At 46.3% G+C, this 13,211-nt stretch carries 11 protein-coding genes; 10 read left to right on the top strand and 1 reads right to left on the bottom strand.

Features of this window, described 5'->3' with window-relative positions:
• The 10 genes from I2F54_RS11535 to I2F54_RS11490 all read left to right on the top strand — a co-directional run.
• Positions 1-356 (top strand): hypothetical protein (locus I2F54_RS11535; RefSeq protein ID WP_229097174.1); only part of this gene is annotated, 356 nt, incomplete at its 5' end.
• A gap of 69 nt (positions 357-425) precedes the next feature.
• Complete coding sequence (locus tag I2F54_RS11530; RefSeq protein WP_087412030.1) at positions 426-1,016, top strand: hypothetical protein; 591 nt, start codon at positions 426-428, stop codon at positions 1,014-1,016.
• Between the two features lie 14 nt (positions 1,017-1,030).
• Positions 1,031-1,870: a DUF2764 domain-containing protein gene (locus tag I2F54_RS11525; protein ID WP_195501280.1), complete on the top strand. Its 840-nt coding sequence runs from the start codon at positions 1,031-1,033 to the stop codon at positions 1,868-1,870.
• A gap of 18 nt (positions 1,871-1,888) precedes the next feature.
• Entirely contained in the window at positions 1,889-3,643 is a 1,755-nt protein-coding gene (locus I2F54_RS11520) for a V-type ATP synthase subunit A (protein ID WP_009123310.1), read from the top strand.
• Positions 3,644-3,651: 8 nt separating this feature from the next.
• Positions 3,652-4,980 (top strand): V-type ATP synthase subunit B, encoded by a 1,329-nt coding sequence (locus tag I2F54_RS11515; RefSeq protein WP_009123311.1) that lies wholly within the window; start codon positions 3,652-3,654, stop codon positions 4,978-4,980.
• Between the two features lie 40 nt (positions 4,981-5,020).
• The gene (locus I2F54_RS11510) at positions 5,021-5,626 is read left to right on the top strand and encodes a V-type ATP synthase subunit D (protein ID WP_004291183.1); all 606 of its coding nucleotides are present in this window, start codon (positions 5,021-5,023) and stop codon (positions 5,624-5,626) included.
• Positions 5,623-7,437 (top strand): V-type ATP synthase subunit I, encoded by a 1,815-nt coding sequence (locus I2F54_RS11505; RefSeq protein ID WP_195501279.1) that lies wholly within the window; start codon positions 5,623-5,625, stop codon positions 7,435-7,437. Before I2F54_RS11510 ends, I2F54_RS11505 begins: the two co-directional genes overlap by 4 nt.
• Positions 7,438-7,546: 109 nt before the next feature.
• Positions 7,547-8,011: a V-type ATP synthase subunit K gene (locus I2F54_RS11500; protein ID WP_009123313.1), complete on the top strand. Its 465-nt coding sequence runs from the start codon at positions 7,547-7,549 to the stop codon at positions 8,009-8,011.
• 286 nt (positions 8,012-8,297) lie between these two features.
• Positions 8,298-9,962: a glycogen/starch synthase gene (locus I2F54_RS11495; protein WP_195501278.1), complete on the top strand. Its 1,665-nt coding sequence runs from the start codon at positions 8,298-8,300 to the stop codon at positions 9,960-9,962.
• A gap of 43 nt (positions 9,963-10,005) precedes the next feature.
• Complete coding sequence (locus I2F54_RS11490; protein WP_009123315.1) at positions 10,006-12,570, top strand: glycosyltransferase family 1 protein; 2,565 nt, start codon at positions 10,006-10,008, stop codon at positions 12,568-12,570.
• Between the two features lie 127 nt (positions 12,571-12,697).
• Here I2F54_RS11490 and fldA read toward each other — a convergent pair whose 3' ends face one another.
• Positions 12,698-13,204 carry a flavodoxin FldA gene (gene fldA / locus I2F54_RS11485; protein WP_009123316.1) on the bottom strand — a complete coding sequence of 169 codons (507 nt, stop codon included), beginning with the start codon at positions 13,202-13,204 and terminating at the stop codon, positions 12,698-12,700.
• Positions 13,205-13,211 lie beyond the last annotated feature (7 nt).

Raw genomic sequence — 13,211 nt, 5'->3', positions numbered from 1 at the left:
TCCGAACAGAGAAGTTAAGCTCAGTCACGCCGATGGTACTGCGTAACAGTGGGAGAGTAGGTAGTCGCCGTTTTTTTAGAGAAGCCCCCGTATCGATAGAAGGATACGGGGGCTTTATTGTTTTTGTCCCTTTGGGAACGGGGTTGCCGGAATGTATCCCCATTGAGGGGACTTCTCTAGGGGGATTTTCATACGGTGGTTCTCCGGGGATAGCCTTTATTTCTTCTTTCCTTGTTATCTTATCGTTATCTTTACAGAACAAAATTGGTGAAAAACGATGTTTTTTAGGAAAATGGGTTACTTTTATTTCATTCTTCTTGTTTGATATCAAATGCTTTTTCGTAATTTTGGCGTGAATCTAATAAGGACTGAGAAAAATCATGCAATTAATATTGTAATCAATCATATAATAACTCCTGTAAAATATGGAAAACAAGATTCAAGAGCTAACTGATAAGATTTATCGTGAAGGGGTGGAAAAAGGTAATGAAGAAGCCCAAAAGCTTATCTTAAAAGCTCAGGAAGAAGCCAAGAAAATTGTAGAGAATGCGCAGAAAGAGGCTGACTCTATTGTGGCTACCGCGCGTAAGTCTGCCGATGAGTTGGCGGAGAATACCAAATCAGAGTTAAAACTGTTTGCCGGTCAGGCTGTGAATGCCTTGAAATCTGAAATCGCTACTTTGGTAACGGACAAGATTGTAAATGCTGATGTGAAAGCTTTTGCCGCAAATAAAGATTTCCTTAACGCTTTTATTGTAGCATTAGCGTCTAAATGGAGTGCCAATGAACCTATTGTGATCTCTACATCGGATGCGGACGATTTGAAAAAGTACTTCACCGCTCAAGCAAAAGCTTTATTGGATAAGGGTGTAAAGATTGAGCAAGTAAATGGAAACAAGACTCTTTTCTCTGTCTCGCCGGCGGACGGTTCTTACAAAGTGAACTTTGGTGAAGAAGAGTTTATGAATTACTTCAAAGAATTCCTGCGTCCGCAATTAGTGGAAATGCTGTTTTAATTCCCCACAGGATTATGAGTAAATATTATTACTTGGTAGCCGGTTTGCCAGAACTTACTTTAGAGGATAGCAAATTGAGCTATACGGTAGCTGATTTCAAGACGGAATTGTATCCGGCTTTGTCTGAGGATGATAAAAAGTTGATAGACTTGTTTTATCTTCAATTCGACAATGCAAATGTCTTGAAATTATTGAAAGATAAAGACGCTGCGATTGATAAGCGGGGAAACTATTCGGCGGAAGAATTAGCTGAGTATATCTCATTGCTGAAAGAAGGCGGTGAGTTGGCTGATCGCGTGTTCCCGTCTTATCTGTCTACTTTTATTTCCGAATATTTCAGCTTATCCGTTGAAGATGAATTTTTGCATGAAGATCGTTTGGCGGCACTTTATTATGCCTATGCCATGGAATGCAAAAATAAGTTTGTATCTGCATGGTTCGGTTTTAATCTTGTGATTAATAATGTATTGGTCGCGCTGACGGCAAGGAAGTTTAAAATGGATGTAGCTCCGTTGATAGTGGGAGATACGGAAGTTTGTGAAGCTCTGCGCACATCCGGTGCTCGAGATTTCGGATTAAGCGGTGAAGTGGAGTGGCTGGAACAGCTGGTGAAAATCAGTGAGACGGAAGAACTGGTGGAACGGGAGAAAAAGATAGACCAATTACGGTGGAATTGGATGGAAGAAACTACTTTCTTTGACTATTTCACAGTGGAACGTCTGTTCGTATTCCTGTTACAGCTCGAAATGATAGAGCGTTGGATTGCATTGGATAAAGAAAAGGGTAGTCAGCTGTTCCGTAGTATTATCGCTACATTGAAGGATGAAGTGCAGATACCCGCAGAATTCAGATAAAATAAATTACATAATTATATGGCAACAAAAGGAACTGTTAGTGGCGTAATAGCCAACATGGTAACCCTCGTCGTTGACGGCCCCGTGGCACAGAATGAGATTTGTTATATCTCGACCGGCGGAGACAGATTGATGGCGGAGGTTATTAAAGTGGTAGGCACTCAGGTCTATGTACAGGTGTTTGAAAGCACCCGTGGACTGAAGGTGGGAGCCGAAGCTGAGTTTACCGGACATATGCTCGAAGTGACATTAGGTCCCGGTATGCTTTCTAAAAACTATGACGGTCTGCAAAATGACCTTGATAAAATGGATGGCGTTTTCCTGAAGCGCGGACAATATACGTATCCGTTGGATAAAGGAAGTAAATGGCATTTTGTACCTTTGGCAAAGGTTGGCGACCAAGTGGAAGCCGCTGCATGGCTGGGACAAGTGGATGAGAACTTTCAGCCACTGAAGATTATGGTTCCTTTCGAGCAAAAGGGTGTATGTACCGTGAAGTCTATCGTGGAAGAGGGCGATTACGGTATTGAGGATACAATTGCCGTTTTGACTGACGAGGAAGGTAATGATGTCAAGGTGAATATGATTCAGAAATGGCCTGTGAAACGTGCCATGACGAACTATAAGGAAAAGCCGCGTCCTTTCAAATTGTTGGAAACGGGTGTACGTGTGATTGATACCGTTAATCCGATTGTAGAAGGTGGTACGGGATTTATCCCCGGTCCGTTCGGTACGGGTAAGACGGTGCTTCAGCATGCTATCTCCAAACAGGCTGAAGCTGACATTGTAATCATCGCCGCTTGTGGTGAACGTGCCAATGAGGTTGTGGAAATTTTTACGGAATTCCCCGAACTGGTTGACCCGCATACAGGCCGTAAATTGATGGAGCGTACTATTATTATCGCCAATACTTCCAACATGCCGGTAGCCGCCCGTGAAGCATCTGTGTACACAGCCATGACGATTGCGGAATACTACCGAAGTATGGGACTGAAAGTATTGTTGATGGCCGACTCTACTTCCCGTTGGGCTCAGGCATTGCGCGAGATGTCCAACCGTATGGAAGAGTTGCCCGGTCCCGACGCATTCCCGATGGACTTGTCTTCTATTATTTCCAACTTCTACGGCCGTGCCGGATACGTGAAGCTGAATAACGGTGAAACCGGCTCTATTACGTTTATCGGTACGGTATCTCCTGCCGGCGGTAACTTGAAAGAACCGGTAACCGAGAATACCAAGAAAGTAGCCCGTTGTTTCTACGCTCTTGAGCAAGACCGTGCGGATAAGAAGCGTTATCCTGCCGTAAATCCGATTGATTCGTATTCCAAATATATCGAATATCCCGAATTTGAGGATTATATAGCCAAACGCATCAACGGTGAATGGATTGGCAAAGTGAATGAAGTCAAGACCCGCCTGCAACGCGGTAAGGAAATTGCGGAACAAATCAATATTTTGGGTGATGACGGTGTACCTGTGGAATACCACGTAATCTTCTGGAAATCAGAATTGATTGACTTTGTAATCCTGCAGCAGGATGCTTTCGACGAGATTGATGCCGTAACTCCTATGGAGCGTCAGGAAGAAATTCTCAACATGGTAATTGATATCTGCCATACGGAATTTGAGTTCGACAACTTCAACGAGGTAATGGATTACTTCAAGAAGATGATTAACATCTGCAAACAGATGAACTACTCGAAATTCAAATCAGAGGAGTATGGCAATTTCTACAAACAGTTGCAGGAATTGATTGAAGAACGTAAAGCATAAATAATAAGATGGCAACAAAAGCATTTCAAAAAATATATACTAAAATTACTCAGATTACGAAAGCCACGTGCTCGCTGAAAGCTACGGGGGTAGGGTATGATGAGCTGGCAACCGTAAACGGCAAGTTGGCCCAGGTGGTTAAGATTGCCGGTGACGATGTGACTTTGCAGGTTTTCGAGGGTACCGAAGGTATTCCTACGAATGCAGAGGTAGTGTTCTTGGGCAAGGCTCCTACAATCAAAGTGAGCGACCAGCTTGCCGGACGTTTCTTCAACGCCTTTGGTGATCCTATCGACGGCGGTCCGTCTATCGAAGGTCAGGAAGTGGAAATCGGCGGTCCGTCCGTGAACCCGGTGCGTCGTAAGCAACCTTCCGAACTGATTGCAACCGGTATCGCAGGTATCGACCTGAACAATACCTTGGTGTCCGGACAGAAAATCCCGTTTTTCGCAGACCCGGACCAGCCCTTCAATCAGGTGATGGCCAATGTAGCCTTGCGTGCGGAAACCGACAAGATTATCCTCGGCGGTATGGGTATGACGAATGACGACTACCTGTACTTCAAAAACGTATTCTCCAATGCAGGCGCACTCGACCGTATCGTCAGCTTCATGAATACAACTGAAAATCCGCCTGTGGAACGTCTGCTGATTCCGGATATGGCATTGACTGCGGCCGAATATTTTGCGGTAAACAATAATGAAAAAGTATTGGTATTGCTTACGGATATGACTTCTTATGCCGATGCGTTGGCTATCGTGTCCAACCGTATGGACCAGATTCCGTCCAAAGACTCTATGCCCGGTTCGCTTTACTCGGATTTGGCGAAGATTTACGAGAAAGCGGTACAGTTCCCCAGCGGCGGTTCCATCACGATTATTGCCGTAACTACCTTGTCCGGTGGTGATATTACGCACGCTGTGCCCGATAATACGGGTTATATCACTGAGGGGCAGTTGTTCCTTCGCCGTGACAGTGACATCGGTAAGGTTATCGTTGACCCGTTCCGTTCATTGTCCCGTTTGAAACAGCTCGTTACAGGTAAGAAGACCCGTAAAGACCATCCGCAGGTGATGAATGCCGCCGTACGTCTGTATGCCGATGCCGCCAATGCCAAGACAAAACTTGAAAACGGTTTCGACCTGACGAACTACGACGAACGTACTCTTGCCTTTGCCAAGGACTACTCCAACCAGTTGCTGGCCATTGATGTCAACCTCGATACCACAGAAATGCTCGACGTAGCCTGGAGCTTGTTCGGTAAGTATTTCCGTCCGGAAGAAGTGAACATCAAGAAAGAACTCGTGGATGAATTCTGGCCTAAAGCGGAAAACTAATCACTTAATCATTAATCATTAATCATTAATCACTAACGAAGTGGCTATTAAGTTTCAATATAATAAAACGTCGCTCCAGCAGTTGGAAAAGCAACTGAAAGTACGTGTGCGTACGCTTCCTATCATTAAGAACAAGGAGAGCGCCCTGCGTATGGAAGTGAAGCGCTGCAAAGCCGATGCTGCCGCGCTGGATGCGAGGTTGGAAAAGGAAATCCAAGCTTATGAAGCCATGTTCGCCCTTTGGAATGAGTTTGATGCCTCATTGATAAAGGTTAACGACGTTCATCTTGGCGTGAAGAAGATTGCCGGTGTAAGAGTGCCGTTACTCGAAAACGTAGATTTCGAGATACGTCCTTACAGTTTGTTCAATGCGCCCAAATGGTATGCAGACGGGTTGCATTTGCTCAAAGAACTGGCACATACGGCTATTGAACGGGAATTTACCGTCGCCAAGCTGAACTTATTGGAACATGCGCGTAAGAAGACCACCCAAAAGGTGAATCTTTTTGAGAAAGTACAGATTCCGGGCTATCAGGATGCGCTGCGCAAAATCAAACGATTTATGGAAGACGAGGAGAACCTCTCCAAGTCGTCGCAGAAAATCATGAAGTCCCACCAAGAGAAAAGGAAGGAGACAGAAGCATGATTACAAAAATGAAGAAGCTCACGTTCCTTGTATATCATAAGGAGTACGAAGCATTCCTGAACGGCGTGCGCGACCTCGGTGTAGTGCATGTGGCTGAAAAGCAGCAAGGCGTTGCCGACAATACGGAGTTGCAGGATAGCATTCGCTTGTCCGGCCGTTTGCAGGCTGCGGAGAAACTGTTGCAAGCGTTGAAGCCCGTCAAATCGGCGGTAGCTGAAACACCTGCTTCGGCTGCCCGCGGTTTGGAAGTGCTGAACGAGGTGGACGAGCTGCAAGCTGAAAAGAATAAATTGCAACAGCAATTGCAAGCTTACCAGAAAGAAAAAGTTGCGCTGGAACCTTGGGGCAATTTTGAACCTGCAAGTCTGTCGCGTCTGCGCGATGCCGGACTGACGGTAGGCTTTTACAGTTGCTCGGAAGGCAATTATGACGAAACATGGGAAGATACCTATAATGCGATGGTTATCAGCCGTCTGTCCTCTCGCGTCTATTTTGTTACCGTAACCAAGAATGCGGCAGAAATAGATTTGGACGCAGAACAGGCAAAGTTGCCGCCTTACTCATTGGAGCGCGTACAGATTCTTTGTGACGAGACGGAACATGCTTTGGCAGATAACGAGGAGCAACTGAAAGCGCTTGCTGAAAAAGAAATCCCGTCGTTGCGTGCAGCCTTGAAAGAGGTGAACACCGACATGGAATTCTCCAAAGTAATGCTGAATACGGAGGCTACGGCAGGAGAGAAACTGATGTTGCTGCAAGGCTGGGCGCCCGCTTCCAAGACAGAAGATATTTCGGCATGGCTCGATGCGCAGCATGTGTACTATGAGGTTACATCTCCCGTACCGGGCGATAACGTGCCTATCCAGCTGAATAACAAAGGTTTCTTCGCCTGGTTCGAGCCGATATGCAAGCTCTATATGTTGCCCAAGTATAACGAACTGGACTTGACGCCGTTCTTCGCACCTTTCTTTATGCTGTTCTTCGGCTTGTGCTTGGGAGACTCCGGTTACGGATTGTTCCTGTTCCTCGGAGCAACCCTGTATCGTCTGCTGGCTAAGAATATCAGCGCGACGATGAAACCCATTCTTTCATTGATACAGGTATTGGCCGCATCCACATTCTTCTGCGGATTGCTGACTGGTACGTTCTTCGGAGCGAATATCTACGATATCAACCTGCCTTTCTTCCAAAAGATGAAAGAAACCTTGTTCATGGACAATAACGATATGTTCCAATTGTCATTGATACTCGGTGCGGTACAGATTCTGTTCGGTATGGTACTGAAAGCTGTAAACCAGAGCATTCAGTTCGGGTTCAAGTATGCCGTGGCTACGATTGGCTGGATTATATTATTGGTTTCCTGCGGAGTAGGAGCGCTGTTGCCGGAAGTTATGCCGTTGGGCGGTACAGTACATTTGTGTATCCTCGGGGTGTCGGCAGCCATGATATTCCTCTACAACAGTCCGGGAAAGAACATATTCCTCAATATCGGACTCGGATTCTGGGATTCCTACAATATGGCTACGGGCTTGCTCGGTGATGTACTGTCGTATGTACGCCTGTTTGCCCTCGGACTTTCGGGCGGTATCCTTGCGGGTGTGTTCAACAGCCTCGCGGTAGGTATGAGCCCCGATAATATCATTGCGGGACCGATTGTGATGGTGCTGATATTCGTTATCGGCCATGCTATCAATATCTTTATGAACGTGCTTGGCGCAATGGTTCATCCCATGCGTCTGACCTTTGTGGAATTCTTTAAGAACTCCGGATACGAAGGCGGCGGTAAGGAATACAAGCCGTTTAAGAATTGAGATTTAAGAATTAAAAATTAAAAAATGGAAAATAAGGTTGCCTGTAAACGGGGCGGCCTTCATTAAGAGAAACAAATAAAAATATAAACAATAAAAAACGAATAAGATTATGGAAATGAATTTATTGATTGCCTATATTGGCATTGCAGTGATGGTTGGTTTGTCAGGTATCGGTAGCGCCTACGGTGTGACAATTGCCGGTAATGCAGCTATCGGCGCATTGAAGAAGAATGACGGTGCGTTCGGTAACTTCCTGGTATTGACAGCGCTTCCCGGTACTCAGGGTTTGTATGGTTTTGCCGGTTACTTTATGTTCCAGACTATTTTCGGCCTTCTCACTCCGGATATGACAGCCATTCAGGCTGCCGCTATTTTGGGTGCGGGTATTGCTTTGGGATTGGTAGCGTTGTTCTCCGCTATCCGTCAGGGACAGGTTTGCGCCAACGGTATCGCCGCTATCGGCCAGGGACACGACGTATTCAGCAATACGCTGATTCTCGCCGTATTCCCCGAACTTTACGCTATCGTAGCTCTGGCTGCGACTTTCTTGATTGGTAGCGCACTGACTGCATAAGGAATATTTTAAAGACAGGAAGCCCCGGAACATCCATGCGAAGTTCCGGGGCTTTTTTGTAACTTCTTCCGTTTTTTCCCTACATTTCGTTGTGACTTGCATTTTTTTTCTTTTCGGTGGCAATCCTCTCGTTTCCCCGTATTGGCGGGCTTTTGTCGTTAACTATAACATTTATGCAAACGATTGTTTATATACATTTAATCAGTTTTTTCGATTAAAAGGCTATTTTTCAAAGAATAATGTGTACTTTTGCAGCCGTAATTATGATAAAGAGATTATAACATATATGGTTAAAGAACTACTTACCCCCGATTACATCTTCGAAGCGAGCTGGGAAGTATGTAATAAAGTAGGCGGTATCTATACAGTTTTGTCTACCAGAGCGAACACTTTGCAGACAAAATTCCGTGATAGAGTATTTTTTGTTGGTCCGGACTTCTGGCAAGGAAAAGAGAATCCCTTATTTATCGAGTCCGATAACCTTTGTACCGCATGGAAGAAATATGCTATTGAAAAAGATAACCTTTCTGTTCGCGTAGGTCGCTGGAACATTCCGGGTGAGCCTATCGTCATATTGGTTGACTTCCAACCTTTCTTTGCGCAAAAGAATGAAATTTATGCGGAAATGTGGGAACACTATCAAGTGGATTCACTGCACGCATACGGTGACTACGATGAAGCCTCGATGTTTGCCTACGCCACAGGAAAGGTTGTGGAGAGCTTTTATCGGTATAACCTGACGGAAACGGACAAGGTTGTATTCCAGGCGCATGAGTGGATGACGGGTATGGCTGCGCTTTATTTGCAGACCGCCGTTCCTGAAATTGCTACGATATTTACCACACACGCCACCTCGATAGGCCGTTCTATCGCAGGCAACAACAAACCGCTATACGATTATCTTTTCGCTTACAACGGCGATCAGATGGCGCAGGAGCTGAATATGGAATCCAAGCATTCCATCGAAAAGCAGGCCGCCCATTACGTGGATTGCTTCACTACCGTAAGTGAAATCACCAATAACGAGTGTAAAGAACTGCTTGACAAGCCTGCCGACGTAGTCCTTATGAACGGTTTCGAAGACGATTTCGTTCCGAAAGGCTCTACCTTTACCGGTAAGCGTAAGCGTGCACGTTCTACCATGCTGCGTGTGGCAAACTGCCTGTTGGGACAGGAGTTTGATGATGATACGCTTATTGTCGGAACCAGCGGCCGTTATGAGTTCAAGAACAAAGGTATCGATGTATTCCTGGAATCATTGAACCGCCTGAACCGCGATAAGAACCTGAAAAAGAAAGTGCTGGCTTTCGTCAACGTGCCCAGTTGGGTGGGCGACCCCCGCGAAGACTTGCAGCAGCGTCTGAAAAAGAAAGACGAGCACTATACCACTCCTTTGGAAGTACCTTTCATCACACATTGGCTGCACAACATGACGCACGACCAGGTATTGGATATGCTGAAATACCTCGGTATGGGCAATCGTCCTGAGGATAAGGTAAAAGTAATCTTCGTTCCCTGCTATCAGGATGGTAAAGACGGTATCCTCAACAAGCACTACTACGATTTGTTGTTAGGAGAAGACCTCAGCGTTTATCCTTCTTATTATGAACCTTGGGGATATACCCCGTTGGAGAGCGTGGCTTTCCACGTGCCGACCATTACGACAGACCTTGCCGGATTCGGACTTTGGGTGAACAGCCTCAAGAACCAGCATGGCATTAACGATGGAGTAGAGGTGCTTCACCGTTCGGACTATAACTATTCCGAAGTGGCGGACGGTATTAAGGACACCATAGCCTTGTTCTCTACAAAGACCGATGCGGAAATTAAAGAAATCCGTAAGCGTGCCGCCCAAGTGGCGGAGCAGGCTTTATGGAAGCATTTCATACAATATTATTATGAAGCCTACGACCTTGCCTTGCGCAATGCGATGAAACGTCAGCTGGCTTAACCGAAAAAGAATTTATTATATTAATCAATCAAGTAATCATACAATGAAGATTAAAGTTAGTAATGTAAACACTCCAAACTGGAAAGATGTGAACGTTAAATCTCACATCCCTGCTGAATTGGAGAAATTATCCGAACTTGCACGTAACATTTGGTGGTCATGGAATTATGAGGCTACCGAATTGTTTAAAGACCTTGACCCTGCTCTCTGGAAAGAAGTCGGACAGAATCCTGTCCTGCTGTTAGAACGTATGAGCTATGCCAAGCTTGAAGCACTTGCTAAAGATAAGGTTATCTTGCGCAGAATGGAAGACGTATATTCCAAATTCCGCAATTACATGGATGTAAAACCTGATAGCAATCGTCCTTCTGTTGCATATTTCAGTATGGAGTACGGTTTGAATCATGTGCTTAAGATATATTCCGGTGGTCTGGGTGTACTTGCCGGTGACTATTTGAAAGAAGCTTCCGACAGCAACGTAGACCTGTGCGCCGTTGGTTTCCTGTACCGTTATGGCTATTTCACTCAGACATTGGCTATGGACGGACAGCAGATTGCCAACTACGAAGCCCAGAACTTCGGTCAGTTGCCCATCGACCGCGTGTTGGATGAAAACGGCAACCAAGTTGTTGTAGACGTTCCTTATCTGGATTATTACGTACACGCTTGCCTTTGGAGAGTCAACGTAGGTCGTGTTTCACTCTATCTGCTTGATACGGATAATGAAATGAACAGCGAGTTCGACCGTTCCATCACTCACCAGCTTTATGGCGGTGACTGGGAGAACCGTCTGAAACAGGAAATTCTGCTTGGTATCGGCGGTATTCTTACTTTGAAGAAACTGGGCATCAAGAAAGACGTATATCATTGCAACGAAGGACACGCGGCGCTGATTAACGTACAGCGTATCTGCGACTACGTGGCCGAAGGTCTGACTTACGACCAGGCTATCGAGTTGGTACGCGCTTCTTCTTTGTACACCGTACACACTCCGGTTCCTGCCGGTCACGACTACTTCGACGAAGGCCTCTTCGGTAAGTACATGGGCGGTTATCCTTCAAGAATGGGTATCACTTGGGACGACCTTATGGACCTCGGCCGTAACAATCCGGGCGACAAGGGCGAACGCTTTTGTATGTCAGTCTTCGCTTGCAACACTTCTCAGGAAGTGAACGGTGTAAGCTGGTTGCACGGAAAAGTTTCCCAGGAAATGTTTGCCCCCATCTGGAAAGGTTACTTCCCGGAAGAAATGCACGTTGGTTACGTTACGAACGGTGTACACTTCCCCACATGGAGCGCGACGGAGTGGAAACAGCTTTATGCGGCGCACTTCGACGAGAACTTCTGGTACGACCAGTCCAATCCTAAGATTTGGGAAGCTATCTATAATGTAGCTGACGAAGAGATATGGAAGACGCGCATGGCCATGAAGAATAAACTGATTGACTACGTTCGCAAGGAATATCGCAAGACATGGTTGAACAATCAGGGCGACCCTTCACGCGTTGTATCTCTGTTGGACAAGATTAACCCGAATGCGCTGTTGATTGGTTTCGGACGTCGTTTCGCTACTTACAAGCGCGCGCACTTGCTGTTCACCGACTTGGACCGTCTGTCTAAGATTGTGAACAACCCCGATTATCCGGTACAGTTCCTGTTTACAGGTAAGGCTCACCCGCACGACGGTGCAGGTCAGGGATTGATTAAGAGAATCATCGAAATCTCCCGCCGTCCCGAGTTCCTGGGTAAGATTATCTTCCTCGAAAACTACGATATGCAGTTGGCACGCCGCCTCGTATCGGGTGTGGATATCTGGTTGAACACTCCGACACGTCCGCTCGAAGCATCCGGTACTTCCGGTGAGAAGGCGTTGATGAACGGTGTTGTAAACTTCTCCGTACTCGACGGATGGTGGTTGGAAGGCTACCGTGAAGGTGCAGGTTGGGCGTTGACGGAAAAACGTACTTACCAGAACCAGGAATACCAAGACCAATTAGATGCCGCTACCATTTACAGCATCCTCGAACAGGAAATCCTGCCGTTGTACTATGCACGCAACAAGAAGGGATATTCTGAAGGCTGGATTAGAACCATCAAGAATTCTATCGCGCAGATTGCGCCTCATTACACAATGAAGCGTCAGCTGGACGACTATTATAGCAAGTTCTATACAAAAGAAGCGAAACGCTTTAAGGCGTTGGCTGCCAACAACTATGCCAAAGCCAAGGAACTCGCTGCATGGAAGGAAGAGGTTGTCGCCAAGTGGGACAGCATCGAAGTAGTATCTTGCGAAAAGACGGAAGAACTGGTTAAGGGTTCCATCGAAAGCGGTAAGGAATACACGATTACTTACGTTATCGACGAGAAAGGCCTGAACGATGCCATCGGTCTGGAATTGGTGACTACTTATACCGCTCAGGACGGTAAGCAACACGTTTACTCGGTAGAGCCGTTCAATGTAGTGAAGAAAGAGGGCGACCTCTACACATTCCAGGTGACACATAAGTTGGAGAACGCAGGCAGCTTCAAGGTAGCTTACCGTATGTTCCCGAAGAATGCGGAACTGCCTCACCGTCAGGACTTCTGCTATGTTCGCTGGTTCATTTGAGATGAGATAACAAAACAGATGGTGCGTTTCATGCAAACGCACCATCTGTCAGCACTAAACGCATCATCCGTTTGATGCAGACAGACCATCCGTTTCGGGTAAGCGGATGGTCTGTTTTTTTATATGCCTAAATATGCTTCTTAAGCTCTGCCGTCCAGTTGTCGATGCGTTCGGCGGTTTTATCGCTCTCGTTTACCTCGTCGAGGGCAAGTCCTACAAAGGCGCCGTTTACTACGGCGATAGAGGAAGAGAAGGAGTATCCGTCCGTGCCGACCTTATTTCCGATGAAGCTGCACCCGCTGTCTTTTAAATCTTCGTACAGGATACCCATTCCGTCGCAGAAGGTGTCGCAATAGGATTCGGAGTCGCCGCAGCCGAACAGGGCGATACTCTTGAAAGACAAATCGGCCGACTTCAATACTTTTATGCCGTCGTACCAATCATCCTGCAATTCGCCGTCCCCCCAGGTGGATGTACCTAAAATCAGCAAATCGTACTCTTTCACCAAATCGGCGCTCAACTTGTCCGCGCTGTATACATCGGATGCGGCCACTCCCATTTTATCGGCTATCTGATTAGCCAAGTCTTCGCATGTTCCGGTACTGGAACCATAAAAAATACCTGTTTTCTTCATTCTGACT

This window comes from Bacteroides clarus, assembly GCF_015555825.1.
In the GTDB taxonomy this organism is placed as follows: Bacteria; Bacteroidota; Bacteroidia; order Bacteroidales; family Bacteroidaceae; genus Bacteroides; species Bacteroides clarus.
This window is presented reverse-complemented; position numbering and strand designations above follow the sequence as displayed.